This is a genomic window from Alcaligenes sp. EGD-AK7 (assembly GCF_000465875.3).
GTDB classification, from domain to species: Bacteria; Pseudomonadota; Gammaproteobacteria; order Burkholderiales; family Burkholderiaceae_B; genus Alcaligenes; species Alcaligenes phenolicus.
Map to the genome: position 1 here is coordinate 39,911 of NZ_AVOG02000069.1, position 26,923 is coordinate 66,833.

Genomic DNA, 26,923 nt, shown 5'->3' on the forward strand with positions numbered 1-26,923 from the left:
CATCCACCTCATATTTTCAATGGCGCACCGAATCAACTCAGACGAACGGGGCTTGGCTGGCAGTACTCTCGATGCAAGTTGTCATACATGTTCCAGAACAAGGTGCAGGTATGGTCCACGGCCTCCAGCGCCTCTTTCTGCAACTTTTCAGTGTTACAGAGCTCGGTCACCAAGTTCAGCCCCTGCATGACATGCCCCACATCCTCTTCCTGGTGCACGGAAAAGAACAAAAGATCTTTTTCCTGCAAGCCGTAAACTTCTCCCAGCAAGGTGTGGCGGGCCTCACCTGCCTTGGTCTCCAGGTTCTGGCCTTCGCTGGCGATCATGACCGCCGCCGCGCCCACGTGGTAGCGCTGCGGATCCTCGACCGCTTTCAGTCGATAATCAATCAGTTCTTGTGTGGCGGGCAAAGGGGTAGCGGCGTCGCGCTCTTCATCACTAATTCCCAGGGCACGAATAAAGTTCTGCATCAAAACGACATGGTTGTCTGTCTGGGAAAGGCGACCCGTCTCTTCTTCATACACATTAACCAGCAAAGCCCTCTTGAATTTAGGAACTGGACAATAGAAAAAAAGGTGCTCCACATAATGCAGGAAATGCTTGGTCAATTGATAACCTTGCAAGGCCACCTGTTTCAGCAACTCCTTATTAGGTTGCTGCGTATTGAGCAATTCAATAAAGATAGGATGAGCCAATGTAAGATGGCCATGCAATGTACTTTCAAGCTCATTTTTAAATTCTGACTTACTCAACATTTACAAGATCCTTTTGAAGAATTCCTAAATTCCCAGGCGTTGGGCCAGCACTTCTATGGATTGCGACATGTAGTGACCCGCGAAAACCTGTCCTGCCACGCGGGCATAGTCCGGAAGAATTCCCCAAGTCTGAAAACCATATCGAGTCCATAACCGATGTGCCCGAGACCCCTCGCGCACATCCAGAACAAACTGCTCGATGCCCAACTCCCTGGCTCGACAGATCAAGGCTCGCAAGGCATGTTTCGGTAAACCTTGTCCACGAAACCCCGGCGCCACGACCGCCTTGGCGAGTTCAGCACTGTGTCGGCAATTGGGCATGCCACTCAAATTCATCATCACAAAGAAGGCTGGTTGACCGGCATAGCTGGCATACAAGGCTTGCGTATCCCCGTCTGCCACTTTGCGGTTCAGGGCGTCCAGGAACAGATGCGCCTGCTCTCCCGACAGCTCAGAGGCAAACCCCAGCGTGCCCTTATCAGCGACCGTCATATTGATAAGCTCCAGCACCCCGGCCCCCGTTGCTCCCGTAAAAGCGGGATTCCAATAAAGCTCAATAACTCTTGATTCTTCCGCCACGAGGACAAACCCTTTCGATGTAAAAATTTCTTGTTTATCGTAAATTCTCGACCATCCAGGCTCCAGACCGTTTCAGGACATAAATAGAAAAGAAAACACCATTAAGAAAAAAGAATAAAAAGCGATAACATCGCTAAATCAAATCAATGACTCATCCGAATAACACATGAAACGGATTTTCTTTGTCGTCCTTCCCCAGATGCACATCCTGGATCTGGGAGGGCCTATGCAGATTTTTGCTTCTCTAACAGAACTGGATATAGCCGACATCAAGATCCAGTGTGTCGGGCCGGAATCCCACATCAAAAGCTACCAGGGGATTTTTCTAAGCGCGATTGCTCCTCTTCCCAAGCGTCTGATCGCAGGAGATGTCGTTGTCGTAGTCGGAAGCAAAATCCAGGCCGAACTCCCCGCAACGCCGGCACAGCAACAAGTGACGCAATGGCTACGTGATATCGGGGGCAAGCTACCGTCGGGAATAGTGATCGCCAGCGTTTGCACAGGCGCTGTGCTGCTGGCACAAGCAGGACTGCTGGATGGTCGCCTCTGCACGACACATCACAATCACCTCAAGACCCTGCAACAACTTGCGCCACAAGCACGGGTTATCAGCAAACGCATCCTTGTGCAGGATGGTCCTATCTATACCTCAGCTGGCGTTTCTGCAGGAATAGATCTGGCATTGCACCTGATCACCCAGTATTTCGGCAGCGCAATCAGCGCACGTATCGCGCGCGAAAATCTGATTCAGTTTCGTCGTCTGGAAGCAGACCCGCAGTTAAGCGTCCATCTGAGTTATCGCAATCATCAACATCCCTTGATTCATGAAGTACAGGACTGGTTGGCACAACAGACGGTTCAAACCCCGCTCAACGAATCCTTATCAGCACAATTTTCAGTCAGCTACAGGCATCTGAGCCGCCTGTTCATGAAAGAATGCGGCATCAGTCTGAAGCAGTACCAACAAACCATGCGGCTGGACAGATCGCGTCAATTATTCATGGATACAGACTGGTCTATTGAGCGAATTGCCGAGCATTGTGGTTTTGCCAGCCTGCAATCATTTCGCGCCGCCTGGCGGCAACACGAAACACTTCCTCCCTCAAAATGGCGAGAGAAACAAAGGCAAGACTCTCAAGGCCTGCGCTGATCTTGCGCGGTTCCCGGTCAGCGACCTTTTTTGCAACGACGACGCAGAGCCTGACTACAAATGAATTATTAATTTCACCGACTCTGTAAAACGCAGCCAAGAAAAAAGCCCCCGCACATTGCTGTGCGAGGGCTTTTGAATTCTGGCGGACAGAGGGGGATTCGAACCCCCGATACGCTATAAACGTATACACGCTTTCCAGGCGTGCGCCTTCAACCACTCGGCCACCTGTCCTAACTGTTCTTTTGGCCAAGCAATTTGAAGCTGCTAACGCCAAGTCCATAATAATAGCAGCACTTATCCTTGTAACGCAAGTGCTCAAATTCTTTCTTCGGCTAATTAGTAGCAACTGAACAGTAAAGCGTACAAACAGCTTATTCCGAGTCCGGCGGATAAGCTCCACCCACCGCTCGCAGCAAGGCTTCCCAATGATCGCGCTGGCGCGCCAGGACGCGCAGGTCGGCACCCAGCAAGCGCACATCGGTAAACTCAAACGGCTCTACATCGTCCAGCCCGGCCAGTTCGGTAATATCGGCCACGCCTCGCCCCTGCCCCAGGATCTTGGGGGCCAGGTACATCAGTAATTGGTCCACTACACCCGCATCAATCAAGGCACCGGAAAGGCGAGCACCGGCTTCTGCGTGGACTTCATTGATCTGTTGATCTGTCATCCAGTCCAGAACGGCACGAACATCCACCTGACCTTCGTGCAAGGGCATGGGAATAACCTGTGCATTTCGATCTGCCAGCTCCGCCTCCAGCTCGGGATCACGACGGTGACTGAATACCCAGCACGGCGTGCCGTCCAGCAAGGCAGCTTTCGGGTCCATGCGTAAATGCGTGTCCAGCACAGCCTTGATCGGGGGACGCGGCGTAGAAACCGCACGCACATTCATCAAGGGATTATCGGCATGCACGGTTCCTATGCCTGTCAGCACGACGCAACTGCGGGCGCGCCAGTGGTGACCGTCGTCACGAGCCTGCGGCCCGGTAATCCATTGAGAGCGACCGTCCGGCAAGGCACTACGGCCATCCAGCGAAGCAGCCATCTTCATCCACAACCAGGGACGTCCACGTGTCATGCGGGCAAAGAAACCGGCGTTGATCGCCAGCGCCTGCTCTACGCACAAGGGGCCATCTACGGTAATACCCGCCTGACGCAAGCGTGAAACGCCGTTACCAGCCACCAAGGGGTTGGGGTCGTACATGGAAAAGACAACACGCCCAGCGCCTGCTTTGATCAGCGCATCGGCACAAGGAGGGGTTCGCCCGTGGTGACTGCAAGGCTCCAGGGTGACGTAGAAGGTCGCGCCGGCCACACTGACGCCGCGCTCTTTGGCTTGGCGCAAGGCCATCACTTCGGCGTGGGGGCCACCCGCTTGCTGTGTTGAACCCGAAGCCAATAATTGGCCATCGCGCACGATCAGGCAGGCGACTCGCGGGTTGGGGGCACTGATATAAAGGGATTTCTCGGCCAGCTCCAGGGCTTGCCGCATCCAGATGACGTCTTCTTGCTCGACCATAGCCTTAGCCGCGGTCGGGATCGTTCATTTCGTCGATCGCCTCTACGAACTCGCGGATGTCTTTAAAGCTCTTGTAGACCGAGGCAAAGCGCACATAGGCCACCTGGTCCAACTGCTTGAGCTCGGCCATGACCAGCTCGCCTATGGTCTCGGAGGAGACTTCGCGCTCGCCAGTCAGTTGAAGTTTTTCTTCGATGCGCTGCACAGCGGCATCGACCTGAGCCATGGGGATGGAACGCTTGCGCAGCGCAACGCCCATGCTCGCCCGCAAACGTGCGGGGTCAAAATCCATACGAGTGCCATTGCGCTTGGCCACAACAGGCAGGCTCAGCTCGGCACGCTCGTAAGTCGTGAAGCGCCGTTCACAGGCCGAGCATTTACGACGTCGCCGTATGGCGTCGCCTTCTTCGGTGATTCGAGAGTCGATCACCTGGGTATCGGCATGGTGGCAGAACGGACACTTCATTCAAGATCGCGGGCCTCACGGCCCGCTCCGGCTGGATTACTTGGAGGAGTAAACGGGCAACTTGGCAGTCAGCTCGTGTACACGGCGACGAACGTCCGCCAAAACGGCTTCGTCGTGAGGGTTGTCCAGTACATCAGCAATCAGGTGCGCCGTCAATTCCGCTTCGGCTTCTTTAAAGCCGCGAGTGGTCATGGCAGGAGTACCCAAACGCACGCCGCTGGTGACAAATGGCTTTTCTGGGTCATTAGGAATGGCGTTCTTGTTGACCGTGATGTGAGCCTTGCCCAGTGCCTCTTCAGCCACTTTACCGGTGATGCCCTTGGGACGCAGGTCTACCAGCATGACGTGGCTTTCGGTGCGACCGGACACGATACGCAGACCGCGCTCAACCAGAGTGCGGGCCAGAACGTCAGCGTTCTTCACAACTTGAGCAGCGTAGGTCTTGAACTCGGGAGCCAGAGCTTCCTTGAACGCAACAGCCTTACCAGCGATCACGTGGATCAGTGGGCCGCCTTGAATGCCGGGGAAAATAGCCGAGTTGATGGCTTTTTCGTGTTCGGCCTTCATCATGATGACGCCACCACGAGGACCACGCAGGGACTTGTGAGTCGTAGAAGTCACAAAGTCAGCGTGAGGCACGGGGTTGGGGTAAGCACCACCAGCAACCAGACCGGCGTAGTGGGCAATGTCGATCATCAGCAAGGCGCCGTTTTCATGAGCAATACGAGCCATGCGTTCGAAGTCGATGCGCAGGGCGTAAGCCGAGGCACCACCCACGATCAGCTTGGGCTTGTGCTCTTTGGCCAGGCGCTCCAGCTCGTCGTAGTCCAGCTCTTCGTTCTCGTCCAGACCGTAGGATACGAAGTTGTACAGCTTGCCCGATGCGTTCACGGGGGAACCGTGGGTCAAGTGACCACCTTCTGCCAGACTCATGCCCAGAACGGTATCACCGGGCTTGAGCACAGCCATGTACACGCCCTGGTTGGCTTGCGAACCGGAGTTGGGCTGCACGTTGGCGGCTTCTGCACCGAACAGCTCTTTCAGACGGTCAATAGCCAGTTGCTCGACCACGTCCACGAACTCGCAACCGCCGTAGTAGCGCTTGCCAGGATAACCTTCCGCGTATTTGTTGGTCAGTTGTGTGCCCTGGGCCTGCATCACGGCGGGGCTGGTGTAGTTTTCCGAGGCGATCAGCTCGATGTGCTGCTCCTGGCGCACATCTTCGCTTTGAATCGCAGCCCAAAGATCGGGGTCAACTTTGTCAAGAGTCGCAGAACGGTCAAACATGAGGGTTCCTAAGGATAAAGTGGTAGCAAACTAAGAAAGCAACATTTTAGCGCGGAAGCGCGTCAAACCACCGAGACAAACATCTCTGGTGGCAGAAACCCCAAAAAACATGGAAATAAGTAAGGCGGCGGCAGGCGGACTCAAGAGAATATGAAAAAAACTCAAACAGTCCGCCCTGGGGAATCAGGATTGCTGGATCAAACGGGGATTCAGGGTATACATACCGGTCAGGGATGCACGACCCAGAATATGACCTTCCATGGCGCGCAACACGTCCTGGCCATTGAAGCGACCTTCCAAAGGCAGCTCGGCAATATCCAGGGCATAAACCGTAAAGACATAACGGTGCGGCAAAGCATCGTTCCACGGAGGGCACGGGCCGTCGTAGCCGAAGTAATCACCGTTCATGTCGCGGTCGCTGGCAAACCAGTTGGTAAAGTCGTTCACGCCCTGGCGCGTATCGTCCAGAGCCAGTGGACCGGCTTTACCGCGTGGCGTGATGCCCTTGGAATAAGAGCCTTCTGCCAGGCTACGCAGCTCGGGCGAGATGTTGATCAAGACCCAATGAAAGAAATCCACCCGTGGCAAATCCGCCGGTACCTCGCGCCCATCCTGGTTCACATCGTCCGGTTTACTGGGGACATCGGGGTCGTGGCAAATAACCACAAAGGATTGGGTCTGCTCGGGAACATCGGACCATTCCAGATGCGGATTGGCGTTACCGGCCAAGGCGACTCTCGATTGCGCGTCGTAACGGCAAAACGCCAGACGCTCGGGAATCACGCTCTGATCTTGAAAAGAATCACTACGCAGTTTCATTGCAGACCTCCACAATCAATCAGCCGGTCAAAGTGACTCGCGCAAACTTGCGCTTGCCCACTTGCAGCACATAGCTGCCCGGCTCCAGTTGCAAACCTTTATCGTCCACACGTTCGCCGTTGATGCGCACGCCGCCCTGCTCCACATTGCGCTGGGCTTCGCTGCCGGAAGCAACCAGACCTGCTTCGCGCAAGACGCGCAGCAAGGCCAGTTCACCGGCCACGGTTACCTCGGGCATGTCTTCGGGCATTTCGCCACGACGGAAACGGGCATCAAATGTTTCCAGTGCCTGCTCGGCGGCCTGGGCGCTGTGGAAACGTGTGACGATCTCCTGTGCCAGCTCCACTTTGACTTCACGTGGGTTACGGCCTTCTTCAATCTGCTTTTGCAGACCGGCGATGTCTTCCAGACTACGGAACGACAACAGCTCGAAGTAACGCCACATCAAGGTATCGGAGATGGACATCAACTTGCCGAACATGGAGTCCGGCGTTTCACTGATACCAATGTAATTGCCTTTGGATTTGGACATTTTTTCTACGCCGTCCAAACCCACCAGCAATGGCATGGTCAAAATACATTGCTGTTCCTGACCATATTCTTTTTGCAATTCACGACCCACCAGCAAATTGAATTTCTGGTCGGTACCGCCCAATTCCACGTCCGCTTTCAATTGAACCGAATCGTAGCCTTGCAGCAAAGGATACAAAAACTCGTGCACCGAAATAGGCTGATTCGCCTTGAAGCGCTTGGTGAAATCATCACGCTCCATCATGCGGGCCACGGTATAACGCGAAGCCAGTTGAATCATGCCGCGCGAACCGAGCTTGTCGCACCATTCCGAGTTGTAGCGAACTTCGGTACGAGCAGGGTCCAAAACCAGCGCAGCCTGATCGTAGTAGGTCTTGGCGTTGGCAATGACCTGCTCGGGCGTCAGGGGCGGACGAGTCGTGTTGCGGCCGCTGGGATCACCAATGGTGGAAGTGAAGTCGCCAATCAGAAAGATGACGGTATGCCCCAAATCCTGCAGCTGGCGCATCTTGTTGAGCACCACTGTGTGCCCCAGGTGAATGTCGGGAGCCGTGGGGTCCAGACCCAGCTTGATACGCAGCGGCTGTCCTGTTGCATGGCTGCGCGCCAGTTTGCGGGCAAACTCGGATTCGACGAGCAATTCGTCGCAGCCGCGTTTGACGATGGCTAAATCAGCCAGGACTTCTGGAGAAAGGGGCTCTGAGGGGGATGACATAACAAATCTGGTGACAAACTAATGAGTAAAAATGCTCGAAAAATTAAGCCTAATGCGCTAGGATAGCCTGCTATTGCGAGACGTGCTTAAGAATTGAGCAAGGTTTCGTAAACCAAATTATTTTATCATTCCCGCGCAGGTCAGATCGCCAGGGCTGGAATGTTCTGTCCGCCCAGTACAACTGACCTCCGCCTGCCAGCCGGGTGGACGGTAAACCGTACGTCCAACAAGGTTCTGGTTTTATGTTCAGCAAAGGGAAACGCTCCTCCTCCCACCTCAACATCCACCAGCCTCGGTCCGCCCGAGCCCTTTTTATCCGTGCCGGTTTGATCACGCTTGCCCTTGGCTCTTTTGTAGCCGCCGGTGCACTTGCCGTGGTGATGCCCAGCAGCCCGGAACCCCAGATTTACCAAGCCCGCACCGCCTTGACCCTGCCATCGGACCTGACCGTGCTGCAGGCCCAGGACCAGCAAGCCTACATTACTGAAACCCGCATCCGCCGTGGCGACACCTTGTCCGCCCTGCTCCAGCGCATGGAAGTCAGTGAAGAGGGCCTGCTGCAATTTCTGACGCATGACAAGAAAGCGCGCTCCATCTACAAGCTTTACCCTGGCCGTACCGTACAAGCCGCATTGGATGCCAATGGCAATTTGCAGTGGCTGCGCTACCGTCATACTCCCTACTCCGATCAGTCCGGCCAAGGTCTGGCAAGCTGGCTGGAAGTACGCCCGGATGGTAACAATGGCTTTATCGCCCAGGAACAAACCGACCTGACCCAGACCCGAGTGCGCGTGGCTCAAGCCACCATCAACAGCTCGCTGTTTGGCGCCAGCGATCAGGCCGGCATCCCCGACAACATCACGCTGCAAATGGCGGATGTGATGGGCAGCAAGATCGACTTTCTGAAAGATCTGCGCAAAGGCGACAGTTTCCGCGTGGTCTACGAGTCCTACGGTCATGAAGGCCAGGACGTGGGTTCGGGCCGCTTGCTGGCAGTGGAATTCATCAATCAGGGCAAAATCCATGAGGCCGCCTGGTTCCAGCCTGAAAATGGCTCCGGCGGTTATTACGATTTCAGCGGCCAAAGTCTGAAAGGCGCTTTCCTGCGCACCGCCCTGAAGTTCACCCGCATCAGCTCCACCTTTGGCGGTCGCCGCCATCCGGTACATGGTGGCTGGCGCGACCACAAGGGTGTGGACTATGCCGCCCCATCCGGCACCCCCATCCACGCTACCGCGGATGGCACGGTCGAGTTTATTGGCCGCCAGAACGGCTACGGCAACACGATCATCCTGAAGCATCACGGTCAGTTCACCACCTTGTACGCTCACCAGAGCCGCTTTGCCGCTGGACTGCGCAAAGGCGACCGCGTAGAACAGGGTCAATTGATTGGCTATGTGGGTTCGACGGGCTGGGCAACAGGCCCACATCTGCATTACGAATTCCGTATCGCCCAGAAAGCCGTTGATCCCCTGTCGGTAGACCTGCCAGTAGCACGCGTTCTGGATGCCCCGCAGCGCAAGCAGTTCCAGCAAACCCTGGCTTCCTACCAAAACAGCTTTGCCTTGCTGCACACAGATGCTGAGCCCGTGAAGCTGGCCAGCCGCTAAACCATGAAAGCCCCCCTGTTTATCGGACTGATGTCTGGTACCAGCATGGACGGTGTGGATGCCGTGCTGGCATCCTTCGGCCCACAGGGGGCACAGATACACCAAACCCACAGCCTGCCCATGCCAGCCGCTCTGCGAGACGAGCTGCTGGCTTTGCAGCATCCGGGGCACGATGAACTGGCCCGCGCCAGCATCGCCGCCCAGCAGTTGACCGAGCTCTATGCTCAGACTTGCACGCCCTGGACTCAAGGCCCCGAGAAAGACCTGATCCGTGCGATTGGCGTACACGGTCAGACTATCCGCCATGCGCCTGACCAGGGCTATACCCTGCAATTGAATGCCCCTGCTCTTCTGGCCGAACGCTGTGGAGTGGACGTGATTGCGGATTTCCGCAGCCGGGATATAGCGGCGGGCGGCCAAGGTGCACCTTTGGTGCCCATCGTCCATGAAGCCCTGTTCCGTCACGAACATGGCCGCGTCATTCTGAACCTGGGTGGAATTGCGAATATCTCCCTGCTGCTGCCTGGACGCGATGTTTTTGGCTTCGATACTGGCCCGGCGAACATGCTGCTGGATGCCTGGATGAACAAGCATCAAGGCCAGTCCTACGACAAGGGCGGACAATGGGCTGATAGCGCGGCATCTGATCCTGCCTTGCTTGCCAGCCTATTGAGCGAACCCTGGTTTGCTCTGCCTGCTCCTAAATCTACAGGTCGTGATCTGTTCAATTTGGGGTGGCTGCAGGAGCATCTGGATCGTGTTGATCCGAAAGGCGAGCTTCAGCCCGCTACGGTGCAATCCACTCTGATGGATTTGACCGCACACAGCGTTGCACAAGCCATCAGGCCTTACGAAGATCATATTCAAGAGGTGATCGTGTGTGGCGGTGGCGCTGCCAATCCGGCCATGCTGAAACGCCTGGGCGATCTGGTGACTATGCCTATCCGCTCCAGCGCCGAGCTGGGCATGGATCCGCAATCCATCGAAGCCCTGGCCTTTGCCTGGCTGGCTTACGCGCATATCGAACGTATTCCTGCGGGACTGCCCGCTGTGACAGGCGCACGGCGCGCTACGGTGCTGGGCGCTTGTTATCCGGCCTGAGAACTGCTTTTAACGTTTAGCTTCGCAAAACTTTAAAATACAGCGGCGGACTCATAATCCGTTAGCCAAGCACCTGCCAAAAAAGCAGAACATGACAAGGCAGCGCCCCTCCTGTTCAAAACAAATAGAAGCAAGCCGTTCTTTTCTTTGGGCCGTGCCATTAACAGCATTGAGCTGCTTCGCCGCCCTACCCAGGCTCCGAACGAGCACCCAAAGTTGAACCGCGAAGCGCCCTACAAGGGATTAGCCCTGAAACCTGACGCTGCACGGCCTTCAACAAAACCCCGTAAACAAAACACCCCAGACTCTGAACTCAGAGTCTGGGGTGTACTTTGTAGCAACCTGCCAAGGCCAGAAACGCTAAGCAATCAGCGCCAGCCTTGCCTTCTTACATCGTGAAGGAAGAACCGCAGCCGCAGGTAGTTGTGGCATTCGGGTTACGAATCACGAACTGAGCGCCGTCCAGGTCGTCCTTGTAATCAATTTCAGCGCCCACCAGGTATTGGAAGCTCATGGCGTCAACCAGCAGTTGCACGCCATCCTTATCAATAATGGTGTCGTCGTCGTTTACCAGTTCGTCAAAGGTGAAGCCGTACTGGAAGCCGGAACAGCCGCCACCTTGCACGAAGACGCGCAGCTTCAGTTCGGGGCTGCCTTCTTCAATCAGGAGCTCACGGACCTTCTCAACCGCTGAATCGGTAAAGATCAGTGGGGAAGGAGGGGCTTGCAGATCAACGGATTCGGTAAGAGTGCTCATGTGGTTCTCCTGCCGGCCCCCGCCGGCATGAATAATTATCATGTGATCGCCTTGCACATGACCACCCGCGGGTAAGGTGATTAGTCTGGCTGGGCGATTTTTTCCTGGCGAGAGGCGCGGATAACGCTTCCTTCCAGGACGTTCAGCGTCAAGGCGGTGGGTTCAAAGCCTGGCGGCAAAGCCAGCCAACCCACGGCGCGCTGAAACTGGTTGAAGTTTAAAACCAAAGGATCGATCTGTTCTACAGACGACTCTGCCAGTACCGAGTCCGGCCCGGAACTGGGTGATAAATCGATTTTAACGTTTTTTCCGTCTTGCCGCCCAGTCAGCTGAAACTGGAGGCGACCGGAAAAAGCCTTTCCTTCTGGGGCGTTACGTTGCAGCAGTACCTTGTACTCCAGCAAATCACCCCTTTTTGCAACGTCCAGGGCTCGGACAGTAACAGAACCACTGGGACCGGGTGGGAGCAACTGTTCGTAAAAGGCCAACTGTTCGCGCGTCTGCGCCAGTTCGGCCTGGGTAGACGATAAGGACTTTTCCAAACCCTTGCGCGTGCTCTCTTCCAGAACCAGTTGCCCGCGCAGCCCTTCAAATTCACTTTGAATTTGCTGCAGGGATTGCTGGCTACGCGCCAGATTTTGCATGGCCAGCTGTATTTGTTCGGACTGATCGGCCGGTTGAGTCAGGCTGCGGTAAAGCCACAGGCCTCCACCGCCCAACAACACTCCCAGCAATACGGCCAGCCCAATCGTAGTCGCCCCGCCCCGCGAACGGGAAGGAGCGACAGTAGAAGAATTGGTTTGCGGTGATTCAGCCATAAACATTTGACCTGTTCACCAAGGCCAAGTTCCCTTTAAGGCAAAATTGCAACGTGATTCAAGCCGGTTTGTTCTGGCAGACCGAACAAGATATTCATGTTCTGCACCGCCTGACCCGAAGCACCCTTAACCAGATTGTCCTGCACCACCAGAATGATCAGCTGATCGCCATTGCCAGGACGCTGCACGGAAATACGCAGCTGGTTGGAAGCGCGTACCGAGCGGGTTTCTGGCAGAGTACCGGCAGGCAGCACATCTACAAAGGTTTCCTGGGCATAGCGCTGCTCGTACAGGGCCTGAAAGTCTGTATCCATGGCTTCGGGCTTGATACGTGCGTAGATCGTGGAGAACATGCCTCGGATCATGGGCACCAAATGGGGCACAAAGGTCAGACCCACCGGGCCACCAGCCAATCGCTGCAGCTGTTCCACAATTTCCGGATGGTGACGGTGACCCGACACGCCATATGCCTTGAAGTTGTCGCTGGCTTCAGCAAACAAATTGGGAACCGAAGCCCCTTTACCAGCACCGGACACACCGGATTTGCAGTCTGCAATCAGATGCTGGGTATCAACCAGCGCCTTGCCGCCTTCCAGCAAGGGAGCCAGGCCCAACAAGACGGTGGTGGGGTAGCAACCAGGGTTACCAATAACCTTGGCTTGAGCAATCTTGTCGCGCAGCAGCTCTGGCAGGCCATAAGCCGATTGGCTCAGGATGTCCGGGCAACTGTGCTCCATCTTGTACCACTTCTGGAATACGTCCGTATCTTGCAGGCGGAAGTCTGCGGCCAGGTCAATAACGCGCGCGCCCGCTTCCAGCAGACGTTCGACCTGGCTCATGGCCACGCCATGTGGAGTGGCAAAAAAGACCACGTCACACTGTTCCAGATTGGCATTTTCCGGCGTGGAGAACTTCAGGTCCACATGACCACGCAGGTTCGGATACATATCCGATACCGGCACGCCGTCCTCTTTACGCGAGGTAATGGCAACCAGTTCTACCTGGGGGTGCTGACTTAACAGACGCAGCAACTCGACCCCGGTGTAACCTGTACCGCCAACAATCCCTACCTTGATCCGGGTATCGCTATGTGTAGCCATGAACTTTCCTGAAAGAGAGACGAGCAAAAATTCTATCTTAACGTAGTCCTGCCTGTTCTCAAGTACCAGAGCGGGCAAAGCAGGACAAATGTAGCCAGCAAACAAAAACCCCGGACACGTCCGGGGTTTTTGAGCACCATAAACAGGTCGCGAAGCGAATTAACGCTTGCTGAACTGTTTGCGGCGACGTGCTTTGTGCAGACCGACTTTCTTACGCTCAACAGCACGAGCGTCACGAGTCACCAAGCCAGCTTGTTTCAGTTCTGTCTTCAGTGTTGCGTCGTAGTCGATCAGAGCACGGGTTATGCCGTGACGGGCAGCACCGGCCTGGCCGCTTTCGCCGCCGCCATGCACGTTGATCTTGATGTCAAACGATTCAACATGGTTGGTCAGCACCAGGGGCTGACGCACAATCATGCGACCCGTTTCACGAGCAAAGTATTCGTCAACAGGCTTGCCGTTGACTACGATTTGACCCGTACCCTTCTTGATGAAGACACGAGCAACGGAGGTCTTGCGACGGCCCGTACCGTAATTCCAGTTACCAATCATGACCTATCCTTAGATGTCCAGAGTTTTAGGCTGTTGAGCACTGTGAGGATGCTCGGCACCAGCGTAAACCTTCAGTTTCTTGGCCATGGCGTAGCCCAGAGGGCCTTTTGGCAACATACCCTTGACGGCCTTTTCGATGGCACGGCCTGGGAAGCGCTCTTGCATGGTTTGGAAGTTGGTTTCGTAAATACCGCCTGGGTAGTTCGAGTGACGATAGTACTTCTTATCCTGCGCCTTGTTACCGGTCACGGCAATGTCAGCAGCGTTGATGATAATGATGTAATCGCCGGTATCAACGTGAGGGGTATATTCGGGTTTGTGCTTACCACGCAAACGGCGTGCGACTTCGCTGGCCACACGACCAAGGACTTTGCCTTTAGCGTCAATCACAAACCAGTCACGTTTGACTTCAAGCGGCTTGGCCACGAAGGTCTTCATGATGGTTCCTAAATATTAAAATTCTGGGTCAAAGCAACATGCTCGGCCCATACAATCTACCCGCTGTTTCAAGCCGGGCAGCTCTATTTGACCCTGCCAAGGCGTTATATTCCGCCCGTGCATTTCTGCCAAATAGCTCGCCATAATAACATAAATAGTGGATAACACTAGGGTTTTGCACAAAAACACAGGTTTTTTGCCACAACCAGGCGCTCTCTCATAAAGGGAAGGCGCATTAAAAACCCCTGCTTTCCAAAGGAAAAACAGGGGTTAACAAGACTGGTTAGTCGAACCGGAGCAGACTGCCCTGCCCGGTCCCAACTACGGGGATCAGCCTTTTTTCTGGTTTGCCAGAGCAATGCCCAGGTAGTTGTCGTAAGAGCCTTCGGCCACACGGAACCAAGGCACAATCGCGTCACGAAAGCCCATGTAGTCGTCGTGAATCTTCTTGAACATGGGATCCTTGTCGCAGAACTCCTTGTACAGAATATTGGCGGTCTTGAAGGACTCGTCCATCACGTCTCGCGGGAAGGCTTTCAGTACCGCACCGCTGGCGATCAGGCGACGCAGGGCGCCTGGGCTTTGGGCGTCGTACTGACAGATCATGCGCTCGCCCGCAGCACGCGAAGCAATTTCAATCAGGGACTGGTATTGCTTGGGCAGTGCATTGAAAGCAGCGTCGTTCACGTACAGCGAAACCTGGGCCGACCCCTCCCACCAACCGGGATAGTAGTAATACTTGGCCACTTTCTGGAAGCCCAGTTTCTCGTCATCCACAGGACCGACGAATTCCACGGCGTCCAGTGTGCCTTTTTCCAGCGATGGGTAAATATCGCCTGGTGGCACTTGCTGAGGCACCACGCCCATGCGGGCCAGCACTTCGCCAGCAAAACCGGCCGTACGCATCTTCAGACCTTTCAGGTCTTCCAGAGAGTTGATTTCCTTGCGGTACCAACCACCCATCTGGGTGCCGGTGTTACCGAAAGCGAAGTTGATGATGTTGCGAGTGGCAAACAGTTCACGCAGCAGCTTGGTACCGTTGCCTTCCTGCATCCAGGCGTTCATTTGACGGGCATTCAGGCCAAAAGGCACGGCCGTGTCAAAGCTGAACGAGGGGTCTTTACCGTAGTAGTAATAAGAAGCTGTCTGACCGCACTCCACCGTGCCATTGCTGACTGCATCCATCACACCAAAACCGGGGACAATTTCACCGGCTGGGTACAGACGGATGTTGAAGTTGCCGTCCGAGGCCTCTTCCACCATCTTGCAAAACGACTGGGCTGTCGAAAACAGAGCCGGGGTAGCGGGACCGTAAGTCGATGTCAGCTTCCAATTAACCTTGGGATTGCTTTGGGCAATAGCAGGAGCAGCAATAGCGGCGGTACTGGCTACGGCGCCAAGACCTGCCTTTTTCAGAAACGAGCGACGCTGCATGAATAACCTCCTTGTGGGTATTCGGTAACTGGGAAATATTTTTATGCTATGGATAGTACACTGGCGCGCCCCGAATGGGGGGCTGGGAAAGCCCGGATTATCCCGCAAATCCGGCCCTATATTGTCGGGTCTTTGACCTGAAACACCTGAACGGCGCTCCATAGAGAACGACCTGAGTCGGAAGCGACTCCGAACTCAGGCCGTAAACATCTGTTTATTGAGCGCCCTCTTGCCCGTGGCAAGGTATAAGGGGCCAAGCCAGTTTTCCAGGTAGCAGAAATCAGGAACCGGCCACCGACATCTGCTCGATCAGGATGGAACCCGTACGCTTGGAGCCAGCCGCAAAGGTATCAGCACCCACGGCCACAATCTGCACAAACATCTCGGCCAGATTGCCTGCAATCGTCACTTCTTCCACGGCATGCTGAATACGACCATTTTCCACCCAGTAGCCAAAGGCACCACGCGAGTAGTCGCCGGTCAGGTAATTGATACCCTGGCCGATCAGCTCGGTTACCAGCAGACCTCGGTCCATTTTCTTCAACATGGCATCCAGGTCGTCCTCGGGACGAGTCAGGCGCGAGCTCAGCAGCAAATTGTGCGAACCACCGGCATTCCCCGTAGATGGCATGCCCAGTTTGCGGCCTGCGTAGGAAGACAGAAAATAGCCTTTCAGCTCGCCGCCACGCACTACATCACGGTCGCAGGTACGCACCCCTTCCGAATCAAACGGTGCACTGCCCATGGCGGCAGCCAGATGCGGACGCTCCAGCACGTCAATGTGCTTGGCCATGACAGACTTGCCCAAAGAATCCAGCAGGAAGCTGGTTTTGCGATACAGGGCCGAGCCACTGGTGGCCTGCACCAGAGAGCCGATCAAGCCCACAGCCAGCGGGGCTTCAAACAACACCGGATAGCGGCCGGTCGGAATACGGCGGGCCGACAGGCGCGACAAAGTGCGCTCGGCCGCATAACGCCCAACCGACTCGGGGCTGGCCAGGCGGGAAGGGTCACGCGAGCTGCTGTACCAGTAGTCGCGGTGCATATTGTCGCCCTTGCCGGCAATGGGGCTGACGCTGAGCGAGTGACGGCTATAGGGGTAGCCCCCAAGAAAGCCGCGGCTGTTACCCATCACAAAATGCCCTTCCAGCGTATCGACCGACGCGCCTTCGGAATTACTGATCAGAGGACTCAACTCCAGCGCAGCCTGCTCGGCACGAATCGCCAGTTTGACGGCCTGATCCGCGTCCAGCAGCCAGGGATGGTGCAGGTGCAGATCGGGATAGCTTTGCGCCAGCATGTCTTTTTCAGGCAGCCCAGCAAAAGGATCTTCAGCGGTGTAGCGGGCAATATGCCAGGCGGCTTCCACCGTTTCACGCAGCGCCTTGATCGAAAAGTCCGACGTGGAGGCCGAGCCACTGCGCTGGCCTGCAAACACGGTCACACCCAAGGAGCGGTCTTGCGTCTGCTCTACCGTTTCCAGTTCCATCTGGCGCACAGAGACGGCCAGACCTTTGTTTTCTGAAATATCGACGGCAGCATCACTGGCGCCCAGTTTTTTGGCATGCCGCAGCGCTTCATCCACCAATTCACAAAACTGGAACTGATTGGCACTGATCGACAATTGGGAAATAGTTGGATGACTCATTGCTACTCTTTGAGGGTTAGGCGGTTATCATAGCCAATTGGCGACAATCTTTGCTATTTCACTTCTTATGGCCCGTCCACGCACTGAAATCGATGAAAACGGTTACGACCGCCCCAGCAAATCGCAGGTAAAACGCGAAATGCACGCTCTGCTCGACCTGGGCAAACGCCTGATTGAGCTCTCGGACGACCGACTCAAACAACTTGATCTGGGCGAGCCCTTGATGGCTGCCATCAAGGATGCCAAGCGCATCAGCCCGACGGCCCGCGAAGGACGCCGCCGTCAAATCCACTACGTGGGCAAGCTGATGCGCAATGTGGAGCCCGAACCGATCCTGAAACAACTGGACGTCTGGGAAAACGGCTCCAAGGAAGACACCCGTGCCATGCACAGGCTGGAAGCGCTACGCGACCTGTTGTTGCGTGATGACGACGCTCTGACCGAATTCATGAATGAATTTTCCGGCGCCGATATCCAGCAATTGCGCACCCTGATTCGTGCCGCACGCAAAGAAGCCGAGAAAAATTCCACACTGGTACAAGGCCAGGACCCACAGCGCAAGCACTACCGCGCCCTGTACCAGTACATCAAGACCTTGGTAGATCTTTCGGAGTCCGCATGAACCCTCTGCTTGAGTCGATTGAGATTGAAACCGGTGCCAACCCTCAGCACGCCGTTATCTGGCTGCATGGCTTAGGCGCTGACGGCCACGATTTCGCCCCTATCGTGCCAGAGCTGGGCCTGCAAAACGCCCCCGCTATTCGTTTCATTTTCCCGCACGCCCCCATCCAGCCCGTCACCATCAATGGCGGCATGGCCATGCGTTCCTGGTACGACATTTATGTGGCGGACCTGGTGCGCCACGAGGACGAAAGCGGCCTGCGCCAATCGCAGATCGAAGTGCAGAACCTGATTGCCCGCGAAAACGCTCGCGGCATTCCCACGGAAAATATTGTTCTGGCCGGTTTCTCGCAAGGCTGTGCCATGACGCTGCAAACCGGCTTGCGCTTGCCAGAGCGTCTGGCTGGCATGCTCTGCCTGTCCGGTTACCTGCCTTTGGCGACAGCGGTGGAAAAAGAACGTCATCAGGCCAATCAGAACACGCCTATATTCATGGCGCATGGCAGCATGGACCCGGTCGTGCCTCTGACACGTGCCGAAGCCAGCCGTCAGCAACTGGAAGCCATGGGCTATCAGGTGCAATGGAATGTCTACCCCATGCCCCACGCTGTTTGCCCGGAAGAAATCAGCGCGATTGGCCACTTCCTGAAACAGGTACTGCGCTAATCAGAGCACAAGACAAAAAAACGCCGCTGCAATCACAGCGGCGTTTCTTATTCAGCTTTTCATTGATAGATCCGAGCAATACGCTCTTGCCAGGTCTTTTCCCGAACCTGCACCCCATCCTCTTTCAGCACCCGCGTGAAAGTCAGGTAGAAATACGACTCGTCGGACTCGATCCGAGCCTGGGCTGACATATCAATCTCCCGCCCCTTGATCGTAAAGACATTGCGCCGATCACCCTGATAGCGCGCCTTGGCAGGCGTAGCATCATTGACCTCCCAGCGATACATCTCCTCGGAGCGGTACAAATTGTCATGCAGCACCCAGCTAAGCTCATTGCTGGTGGTGAACGTCGAATCGCCCGTAGCTTCATTACGAACACTGCTGAACATGGGGCCATCCCCGTCAATAGTGCGGCCGAAAGGAGCCGCTTCACTCGCCTGGGGTGGCGACATGACGCAAGCCTGCGTACCCTGCTCCCGCACAGGCACCACGGGCAGGTCTACCCAGGTATCCGCACCCGGAAACAGACTGGTGACACCCGGCGTCGGGCTGGGCCAGACCATAGGGAACTGCGCATTGCTCACCGCCAGGCGGATACGATGGCCCGGCTTGAAACGCCACGTAGTGAAGTGAATGGATGTTTCCAAATTGGTGGCCTTACCCGGCACCAAGGGCTGTGGTTCCAGACGCGAGATACGCTGGGAAGGGTTGATGATTGCCCCGCTGACCAAAGAAACCTGCCCATTCGGGGCCACATCCTCCAGTCGCACTGTCCATTGATAGAAAGGCGCATCAGCCGCGACCTTCAGACGTACCTTAGGCATACCCATGATTTCCATGGCATCGCTCAAGGGCGCGGAGTCATACACCAGGCTATGTGCATCATCGGCAGCCATATCGCCCGTTTGCTCACCCCACCAGCCACCACCAGCCAAACCCGCTCCAGCCTTGTAACGCAAGGTCTGAGCCAAACCGGAGGCAGGAGAAATAGCAGCCAGCTGGTGTCCGGCCTGAGGATGCAGACGTTGAGTCCGCGCGCCTTCCACCGGCCATTGCGGATCACAGCGCCAATAACCGGGCACGCTGGTCCGATCGGTAGCGGGAGCATGGCCGGTACGCATGAAGGCCATCCGACGCGGTTCATCCAGAATTCCGGTATCTATGTCTTTAAGCCAGTAGTCCCACCAGCGCACCGCCTTCTCGCGCCACTCATAATTCGGGCCAGGCACGCCATATTCTGGCCAGGCGTGGTTCCAGGGCCCCATTTCCACAATTACAGGCGCTTTCGAGGTTCGACTGACATCCAGCGCAAAATCACGATAGCCATCCAGCAAGCCACCAATCAAATAGGCCGGGACTTCCAAAGGCTGCTTTTTGAAGGCCAGGGACTGGGCACGCCAGAAATCGCCGTCCTGTTGTTGACGCAGCCAGGTAAAAATCCAGGGCTCGCGGTCAAAACGGTTCTTGAAATACTCCTGGTCAATCCGATAATCCGGGCTTTGCGGCATGGCGTTATCGGTATCAATCTGGTGCGCATAGGAGTCAATATGCAAGGCACCATCAATATAGTGAACGTCGTTGTAAAACAGATCGGTAGAACCGTGCGCCGCGATAATGGCCTTGAGTGCTGGCGGTTTTCTGTGAGCCGTCATCAAGGAGTTGAAGGCGCTCCAGGACAGGCCGTACATACCCACCTTGCCATTGGACCAGCTCTTGCGAGACAACTGATCGATCAGCTCCTCGGCATCGGCAATCTCGGCAGCGGAATACTCGCTGACAGGGACAGGGCCAGAGCTGCCACCTGTGCCACGCACATCAACCCGCGCCAGCACATAGCCCCGCTTGGCAAAATAAGAGCCGTACTCGTAGTCACCCAGCGCGAAGAAATCGTCCTTGCGATAAGGCAGCATCTCCAGAATGACCGGGAAGGTTTCACCCGGTGTTTTAGCCGATGGCCGATAATACGTCACCGCCAAGCGCACACCATCGCGCATTTCCAGGCTGTCGTTCTCCATGGAGAACTCGTAATGGTTTTTTTCAGGTGGCATCACTGTCTGCCCGGAGCAAGCCAGCAGGCCGCCTATCAAGAACAAGCCCAGCACCCAGCGCTGCAAAGCAGCCAGATTCAATCGCATCATTGTGTCCCCGGTATGTGGCGCCGTCGGTGGTGGGCACCATCCATTGATGCGGCGGCAGCCAGCACTCCAGCGCTGTACTGCCTGCCATCACGAGTGCATCATAGTCCCGCCACCGTTGAGTGAATCGGGACATCAGGGGAACAATTAAACGGGTATTTACCTGACAAGCAGACAGGCCTGCCTGTGCCTAATCCGAGCGACGGGTCTCACCCAGATCCAGCCAGACGCGACGCATGCTGGGGTCTTCCGGGTCCGCATCGTTCTGAAAGCCCAGACGCTTCATCAAGGCTTGCATAGGCGCATTGGAGGCCAGCACATAGCCGTCGATGTAGGTCAGCCCCTGCTCGGCGGCAGCCTGTATCAGCGCCTCCATCAGGATGACTCCCAGACCACGCCGCTGCCAGGCATCCCCGATAACCAGGGCGTACTCCGCCCCCCGACCATCACCATTACGAAGATAGTGGGCAAAGCCAATAATCTCGTCACGGGGATGGTTACGGTTATCTGGATTGGGCGAACGCACGGTAGCGATCAGCGCCAGCTCCCGGTCGTAGTCGATACGGGTGTAGCGCGACAACATGCGTGGAGTCAGTTCTCGCAGCATGGACACAAAGCGCATGTAGCGACTTTCATCCGACAGGCCACGCATAAAGGTCTGCAAGGCCTCGGCGTCCTCGGGACGTATAGGGCGCAAGGTCCAGCGCTGCCCATCCTTGAACTGACGCCGCTCAATCATGTGACGCGGATAGGGATGAATCGCCATGTGGCGATAGCCAGCCGTTTCAGGCAGTACCAGCATGGACTGCCTGCTCAGGGAAATGGAAATGCTCTTGATGTACAGGCTATTCTCGCCCGCCATGATGGGGTCCAGCACCACACGGCGCACGCCGGGCAACTCGCTCATCAAATCCGAAAGACGCTCCAGCACCTGCAACAGTTGCGTCAACACCAAAGGCGTCAATTGCGAGGACAGGCTCTTGCGCCACAAGGGACTACGCTCCACCAACTGGCGCGCCAGATAGCGGTTCAGCGGTGGCAGTTCTACCGCCGGATAGGATGAGGAAAGCCAATCCGCGTGATCGGCCCCACCAAAGACGGCGTAAGGGCCCAACTTGTCATCGGTCTCAAAACGCAGACCCATGGGCGGGACATCAGGATCAGGCTCACCCTGATCGTGCGTCACACGCAAGTCGACAACAGGCACGTGGAAGTAGCGCAGCAGATCGCGGCACTCCTGCTCGCTAGCCTCGCGGCGCTCGCTTTGAATCTGGCGTACCAGTTCTCGGGCAGGCTCTACCTCAGGCAAGGTGCCCAGCGGCAAAGGCGGCAAGGTCTGCTGCGACAAATGCTGGTTGTAGTGATAGCGGGCCAGCAGATCGAAGGCGTTGGCAGCCGTATCCGGGGTACGGAAAGCCGGCGTCCCCACACCATCGAGCAAATGACGCAGGGGACGCATATCCGCATCCCCAATCAAGCACGTAATAATGGGTTTGCGAGCACTGGCCGACAGCATGGCCAGCTCACGCGATACCGCCGGCATATCGGCCAAGGGGTCTGGTGTCAGCAAGACCAGCACCCCGTCAATTTCCTTGTCATCCAGCAAGGTGGAAATAACCGAGTCGATACGCATGGGCGTCAGTGGCACATAAGTGACGACCGGGTTCTGAACCTGGTCGCCAGGAGCCAGCAGATTATCCAGCGCCCGCTGGGTAGAGGGCGACAGCTCCGGGCAGGTCACCGCGGCATCCGAACCCAGTACATCCAAAGCCATCTGCGCGGCCCCATTCCCATTGGAGAACAAGGCAATACGCCGCCCTTTGGGACGGCGGGTGTAAACCAGCACTTTCAGGGCCGAGAACAGCTGCACAAAATAACGAATGCGCACCGCCCCCACACGCCGCATCAAGGCATTGAAGACCGCCTCGTGGGCCTCGCCCTGCTGACGCTGGCCGCCTACCTTCAGAACCACCACAGGTTTGACGGCCGCCACGGCGTGCAGGGCACTGGTGAAACGACGAGAAGCAGGTGTGTGCTCCAGATACAGCGCAATACTGTCCGTGCGCGGGTCCATGGCCAGATATTCAAGCACCTCGGGCACGTCGATAACGGCCTCGTCCCCGACCGACACAATGGCGGAGAAACCCAGGCTGACATCTTCGGCCCAGTCCATCAAGGCCGAGGTAATGGAGCGCGACTGAGACACCAAGGCCACACGGCCCGCCAGTGCCATTTGCGGCTCGTGACTTAAATTGAGGCCCAGATGCGGCCGTTGTATCCCGAAGGCACGCGGCCCCAGCACCAGACAATTATTGATACGGGCCCAGGAGCGCGCATACACCATGTCTTCCATAGGATCGCGGGAGGCCAGATTGGAGGGCAGCAACAGAACCACACGTGGCTTATGCACCCGGATGGCATCCAGGGCCTGTGGCAAACGCACCGGCTCGATACACACCAGCGCCAGATCCAGGCGCTGTGTATCGGTCAATCCTTCCAGACGATCGGGCACCAGCACTTGCGTGGCTGTAATCCGTGCCTGCGTGATCCGCCCAGCCAATCGGGCTGGCATCTCGTTTATCAGGGGCAAAGGCAAGGTGGACACGACCAACACCGAACGGGGCTCAAACAATGCTGTCAGACGATGCCTTAGGGCTGCCATGATTGTTCCGCCATAAGAAAACCACACACCAAAATAATGAATTCTCCCATCTTAAGCACAGCCGCCTACAAATAAAAGAGACTTGGCTGGCTATCTCTGTCTTGCATCATGCAGCCGGTTTTTTATCCCGTGGCGGGCCATTCATATACTTTCGTATAGCAACCATACGCCAATGCCTGGGCAAAACGGGCGCAAAGCCAGTCGCAAAGCGGCTTGCAGGTCGTAAAATAACACCCGTTCGGAAAGCAGGACCTTTCGTTCTCTCTGACAGGAAAAAACACACTATGTCCAGCGACGACAGTCGAAGAAAGATGCTGCACAGGCCCCTCAGACGCTACTGACCCACCGGGTTGTCTGCTGATGTGGCTTGCGCAGCACGATCAGGAGTCAACCATGCACCGCATTATTCATACTGGACCGATCCGGGCCCTGACCTCGTCGGGTTCGCATCTTGCCACACCTTGCCCTCGCGAGCGTGCTGTTCCCGGCCGCCGCCCCGCTATTGCCTGGCGTATCAACACGGCCAGTCGCAAACCAGAAATTCACTGGATTGCAGACAGTGACAAACCACCCTCAGCGCGAGTGTGGCGCTGCACCTTGCCCAGCCACTAAACGCTGGCCTGACGCTTACTAAATCCGCTTGTTCTTATCTTTAGTTTGCCGACCCTCACACCGGTCGGCAGGACCTGCTGTGTCCATCTCTTGGGATGGACAGCACCGTCACGCCTGTACACCAGGAGCATTACATGAGCATTCAACAACATCGTCCGCCACTGCGCTCAGTGGACTACGACGCCAAGCTGCGCACGGCCACCGAAACCGGACTTAGCCTGGAGACAACCCTGGCCTCTGTACAAGCCAATCTGAATGGCCTGACCGACGCCGAAGCCTTGAGCCGCCTGACCGAATACGGCCCTAACGAGGTCGCCCGGGACAAGCCCGCCCACGCCCTGATTCAATTGGCGCTGGCCTTTAAAAATCCCTTTATTGCGGTCCTGATGGTGCTGGCCGCCGTTAGTGCTGTCACCGACATTATTTTGCCCATGCGCTCGGGCGAAGAAGTGGACTACACCGGCGTGCTGATTATTGTGGTCATGGTCACCTTGAGCGGCCTGCTGCGTTTCTGGCAGGAGTACCGTTCCGGCAAAGCTGCCCAGGCTCTGAAAGCCATGGTTCGTACCACCGCCAGCGTACAACGACGCTCTACCGTGTCCAGCGCCACGGTCATGCGCGAAATCCCCATGAGCCAGATCGTGCCCGGCGATATTGTGCGCCTGTCGGCTGGGGACATGATCCCGGCAGACCTGCGCTTGATAGAGTCCCGCGACTTGTTCGTCAGCCAGGCCGCCCTGACAGGTGAAGCCCTGCCTGTCGAAAAGTACGATGTCTTTAGCGCAGTCAGCAGCAAAAGTGCTACGGCGTCCAGCTCCCAGGCCGGTGTGCTGGACCAGAACAATATGTGCTTTATGGGCACCAACGTAGTCAGCGGTACGGCCACGGCAGTGGTTGTGGCCACCGGTGCCAAGACCTATTTCGGCTCGCTGGCCAAAGCCATTGTCGGTTCGCGCGCCGAAACTTCTTTTGACCGGGGCGTAAACAGCGTCAGCTGGCTGCTGATTCGCTTCATGCTGGTCATGGTGCCCATCGTGCTGCTGATCAACGGTTTCTCCAAAGGCGACTGGACCGAAGCCTTCCTGTTCGCACTGGCCGTTGCCGTGGGCCTAACCCCTGAAATGCTGCCCATGATTGTGTCCTCCAACCTGGCCAAGGGCGCGGTGGCCATGGCCAAGAACAAGGTGGTGGTCAAGCGTCTGAACGCGATCCAGAACTTTGGTGCCATGGACGTGCTGTGTACCGACAAGACCGGCACCCTGACACAAGATCGCATCATTCTGGAACACCATCTGGGTCTGGATGATCGCAACAGTCCTCGCATTCTGGAACTGGCGCTGCTCAACAGCCTGCACCAAAGCGGCGTGAAGAACCTGATGGATCAGGCGGTACTGCGCTTCGCAGAAAAAACACCCTCTGCCCTGCAAGCCATTGGCTCCTACCGCAAGATAGACGAACTGCCTTTTGATTTTGTGCGTCGTCGCCTATCGGTTGTCGTGCAAAATCCGCAAGGCGAACAGCTCATGGTCTGCAAGGGTGCGGTGGAAGAAATGCTCAGCATTGCCACCCACGTACAAGACGGTGACCAGCGCTTGCCACTGGATACCGAGCAACGTGCCCGTTTGCTGAAAATGGCTTACCGCTACAACTCGGACGGCTTCCGTGTCCTGCTGATTGCCACTCGCCGTATTCCTGTCGAACAGGCCAAGAGCCGTTATGAAGCCCAGGATGAACGCGAGATGACGGTACAAGGCTTGCTGACCTTCCTGGACCCACCAAAGGAAAGTGCTGCCCAAGCGATTGCCGCCCTGACCGAGCACGGTGTAGCCGTAAAAGTACTGACCGGCGATAACGAAATCATTACCGCGAAAATCTGCCGTGAAGTGGGCCTGGAGCCCGGCAAGCCTTTGCTCGGACCTGAAATCGAGCTGATGCAAGACCCCGATCTGCGTTGCGCTGTCGAGCGCCACTCGGTTTTTGCCAAGCTCACGCCCCTGCAAAAATCACGTGTACTCAAAGCGCTGCAAGCCAATGGTCACACCGTCGGTTTTCTGGGGGATGGCATCAACGACGCCCCCGCCCTGCGCGATGCCGACGTGGGGATTTCGGTGGATAGCGGCACGGATATTGCCAAGGAATCGGCAGACATCATCCTGCTGGAAAAGAACCTGCTGGTTCTGGAAGAAGGCGTGATCAAAGGCCGCGAAACCTTTGGCAACATCATCAAGTACCTGAACATGACAGCCAGCTCCAACTTTGGCAATGTGTTCTCGGTGCTGGTGGCCAGTGCGTTCATCCCCTTCCTGCCCATGTTGGCCATCCACTTGCTGATTCAGAACCTGCTCTACGATATCTCCCAACTGGCTTTGCCCTGGGACCGCATGGATAAGGACTTTCTACGCAAACCGCGTAAATGGGATGCCAAGAATATTGGCCGCTTCATGATCTGGATAGGCCCGACCTCATCCATCTTCGACATCACCACCTTTGTCCTGATGTGGTACGTGTTTGGCGCCAATACGCCCGAACTGCAATCGCTGTTCCAGTCCGGCTGGTTTATTGAAGGCTTGCTCTCGCAGACACTGGTTGTTCACATGCTGCGTACGCAAAAGATCCCCTTCATCCAAAGCACCGCAGCCCTGCCTGTGATGCTGATGACCTTCCTGATTGCCGCTATTGGTATTTATCTGCCCTTCTCGGGCGTCGGTGCACTGGTTGGCCTGCAGCCTTTGCCTTGGGAATACTTCCCGTGGCTGGTCGGCACCTTGCTGGCTTACTGCCTGGTCGCACAGGGTATGAAAATGCTGTACATCCGCCGCTTTGGCCAGTGGTTCTAAGTCGGACAGGTCTGGGCCCCCGGAAATCCTTTCGGGGGCTCAGGCCTTAACGCACATTCTGAAAGAACCTCGGGTATATGATGGCCACACGACAGACACCATCCTGC

General features: G+C 56.3%; 23 protein-coding genes and 1 tRNA gene. 7 read left to right on the forward strand and 17 right to left on the reverse strand.

Going from position 1 to position 26,923, the window contains the following annotated elements; all coding sequences use genetic code 11:
* Window positions 1-32: 32 nt before the first annotated feature.
* On the reverse strand, window positions 33-755 hold the full coding sequence (locus N879_RS18365) for a TenA family transcriptional regulator (protein WP_009460689.1): 723 nt from the start codon (window positions 753-755) through the stop codon (window positions 33-35).
* A gap of 24 nt (window positions 756-779) precedes the next feature.
* The gene (locus N879_RS18370) at window positions 780-1,247 is read right to left on the reverse strand and encodes a GNAT family N-acetyltransferase (RefSeq protein ID WP_009460687.1); all 468 of its coding nucleotides are present in this window, start codon (window positions 1,245-1,247) and stop codon (window positions 780-782) included.
* Window positions 1,248-1,500: 253 nt separating this feature from the next.
* Here N879_RS18370 and N879_RS18375 point away from each other — a divergent pair, with 253 nt between their 5' ends.
* Window positions 1,501-2,484, forward strand: coding sequence for a GlxA family transcriptional regulator (locus N879_RS18375; RefSeq protein WP_009460685.1), 984 nt, complete (start codon window positions 1,501-1,503; stop codon window positions 2,482-2,484).
* Window positions 2,485-2,627: 143 nt separating this feature from the next.
* Here the strand turns inward: N879_RS18375 and N879_RS18380 are convergent.
* The 6 genes from N879_RS18380 to tyrS all read right to left on the reverse strand — a co-directional run bounded on the left by N879_RS18380 (window position 2,628) and on the right by tyrS (window position 7,825).
* Window positions 2,628-2,718, reverse strand: a tRNA-Ser gene (locus N879_RS18380).
* 140 nt (window positions 2,719-2,858) lie between these two features.
* Window positions 2,859-4,007 carry a bifunctional diaminohydroxyphosphoribosylaminopyrimidine deaminase/5-amino-6-(5-phosphoribosylamino)uracil reductase RibD gene (gene ribD, locus N879_RS18385; RefSeq protein ID WP_009460683.1) on the reverse strand — a complete coding sequence of 383 codons (1,149 nt, stop codon included), beginning with the start codon at window positions 4,005-4,007 and terminating at the stop codon, window positions 2,859-2,861.
* A 4-nt stretch (window positions 4,008-4,011) separates the two neighbouring features.
* Complete coding sequence (nrdR, locus tag N879_RS18390; RefSeq protein WP_003801815.1) at window positions 4,012-4,473, reverse strand: transcriptional regulator NrdR; 462 nt, start codon at window positions 4,471-4,473, stop codon at window positions 4,012-4,014.
* A 36-nt stretch (window positions 4,474-4,509) separates the two neighbouring features.
* Window positions 4,510-5,760, reverse strand: a complete 1,251-nt coding sequence (gene glyA / locus N879_RS18395) for a serine hydroxymethyltransferase (protein WP_009460681.1) — start codon at window positions 5,758-5,760, stop codon at window positions 4,510-4,512.
* Between the two features lie 183 nt (window positions 5,761-5,943).
* Entirely contained in the window at window positions 5,944-6,579 is a 636-nt protein-coding gene (locus N879_RS18400; RefSeq protein ID WP_009460679.1) for a YbhB/YbcL family Raf kinase inhibitor-like protein, read from the reverse strand.
* A 19-nt stretch (window positions 6,580-6,598) separates the two neighbouring features.
* Window positions 6,599-7,825 (reverse strand): tyrosine--tRNA ligase, encoded by a 1,227-nt coding sequence (gene tyrS / locus N879_RS18405; protein WP_009460677.1) that lies wholly within the window; start codon window positions 7,823-7,825, stop codon window positions 6,599-6,601.
* A gap of 242 nt (window positions 7,826-8,067) precedes the next feature.
* On the opposite strand from tyrS, the gene N879_RS18410 reads away from it, so the two are divergent.
* A complete protein-coding gene (locus N879_RS18410) occupies window positions 8,068-9,435 on the forward strand; it encodes a M23 family metallopeptidase (protein ID WP_009460675.1) in 1,368 nt (455 codons plus the stop codon).
* Between the two features lie 3 nt (window positions 9,436-9,438).
* The gene (locus tag N879_RS18415) at window positions 9,439-10,536 is read left to right on the forward strand and encodes an anhydro-N-acetylmuramic acid kinase (RefSeq protein ID WP_009460674.1); all 1,098 of its coding nucleotides are present in this window, start codon (window positions 9,439-9,441) and stop codon (window positions 10,534-10,536) included.
* A gap of 388 nt (window positions 10,537-10,924) precedes the next feature.
* Here N879_RS18415 and erpA read toward each other — a convergent pair whose 3' ends face one another.
* The 7 genes from erpA to pmbA form a co-directional block, all read right to left on the reverse strand.
* On the reverse strand, window positions 10,925-11,293 hold the full coding sequence (gene erpA / locus N879_RS18420; RefSeq protein WP_003801826.1) for an iron-sulfur cluster insertion protein ErpA: 369 nt from the start codon (window positions 11,291-11,293) through the stop codon (window positions 10,925-10,927).
* Between the two features lie 80 nt (window positions 11,294-11,373).
* Entirely contained in the window at window positions 11,374-12,111 is a 738-nt protein-coding gene (locus N879_RS18425; RefSeq protein ID WP_152978331.1) for a DUF6776 family protein, read from the reverse strand.
* Window positions 12,112-12,146: 35 nt separating this feature from the next.
* Window positions 12,147-13,211, reverse strand: coding sequence for an N-acetyl-gamma-glutamyl-phosphate reductase (gene argC, locus N879_RS18430; RefSeq protein WP_009460668.1), 1,065 nt, complete (start codon window positions 13,209-13,211; stop codon window positions 12,147-12,149).
* A gap of 159 nt (window positions 13,212-13,370) precedes the next feature.
* The gene (gene rpsI / locus N879_RS18435; RefSeq protein ID WP_009460666.1) at window positions 13,371-13,763 is read right to left on the reverse strand and encodes a 30S ribosomal protein S9; all 393 of its coding nucleotides are present in this window, start codon (window positions 13,761-13,763) and stop codon (window positions 13,371-13,373) included.
* A 9-nt stretch (window positions 13,764-13,772) separates the two neighbouring features.
* A complete protein-coding gene (gene rplM, locus N879_RS18440) occupies window positions 13,773-14,201 on the reverse strand; it encodes a 50S ribosomal protein L13 (RefSeq protein ID WP_003801836.1) in 429 nt (142 codons plus the stop codon).
* Between the two features lie 330 nt (window positions 14,202-14,531).
* Window positions 14,532-15,635 carry a TRAP transporter substrate-binding protein gene (locus N879_RS18445; protein ID WP_009460663.1) on the reverse strand — a complete coding sequence of 368 codons (1,104 nt, stop codon included), beginning with the start codon at window positions 15,633-15,635 and terminating at the stop codon, window positions 14,532-14,534.
* Window positions 15,636-15,915: 280 nt separating this feature from the next.
* A complete protein-coding gene (gene pmbA / locus N879_RS18450) occupies window positions 15,916-17,283 on the reverse strand; it encodes a metalloprotease PmbA (protein ID WP_009460662.1) in 1,368 nt (455 codons plus the stop codon).
* 67 nt (window positions 17,284-17,350) lie between these two features.
* On the opposite strand from pmbA, the gene yjgA reads away from it, so the two are divergent.
* Window positions 17,351-17,905: a ribosome biogenesis factor YjgA gene (gene yjgA / locus N879_RS18455; protein ID WP_009460660.1), complete on the forward strand. Its 555-nt coding sequence runs from the start codon at window positions 17,351-17,353 to the stop codon at window positions 17,903-17,905.
* Window positions 17,902-18,570 (forward strand): alpha/beta hydrolase, encoded by a 669-nt coding sequence (locus N879_RS18460; protein ID WP_022983590.1) that lies wholly within the window; start codon window positions 17,902-17,904, stop codon window positions 18,568-18,570. The genes yjgA and N879_RS18460 overlap by 4 nt, the downstream gene beginning before the upstream one ends.
* 59 nt (window positions 18,571-18,629) lie before the next feature.
* Here the strand turns inward: N879_RS18460 and N879_RS18465 are convergent, their stop codons facing one another.
* Entirely contained in the window at window positions 18,630-20,708 is a 2,079-nt protein-coding gene (locus N879_RS18465) for a CocE/NonD family hydrolase (protein WP_022983591.1), read from the reverse strand.
* 187 nt (window positions 20,709-20,895) lie between these two features.
* Window positions 20,896-23,367, reverse strand: a complete 2,472-nt coding sequence (locus tag N879_RS18470) for a bifunctional acetate--CoA ligase family protein/GNAT family N-acetyltransferase (protein ID WP_022983592.1) — start codon at window positions 23,365-23,367, stop codon at window positions 20,896-20,898.
* Between the two features lie 393 nt (window positions 23,368-23,760).
* Between N879_RS18470 and N879_RS18475 the strand changes: the two genes are divergently transcribed.
* Both N879_RS18475 and mgtA read left to right on the forward strand, forming a co-directional pair.
* The gene (locus tag N879_RS18475; protein WP_009460652.1) at window positions 23,761-23,979 is read left to right on the forward strand and encodes a hypothetical protein; all 219 of its coding nucleotides are present in this window, start codon (window positions 23,761-23,763) and stop codon (window positions 23,977-23,979) included.
* 134 nt (window positions 23,980-24,113) lie between these two features.
* A complete protein-coding gene (gene mgtA, locus N879_RS18480; protein ID WP_022983593.1) occupies window positions 24,114-26,816 on the forward strand; it encodes a magnesium-translocating P-type ATPase in 2,703 nt (900 codons plus the stop codon).
* The last annotated feature ends 107 nt before the right edge of the window (window positions 26,817-26,923 follow it).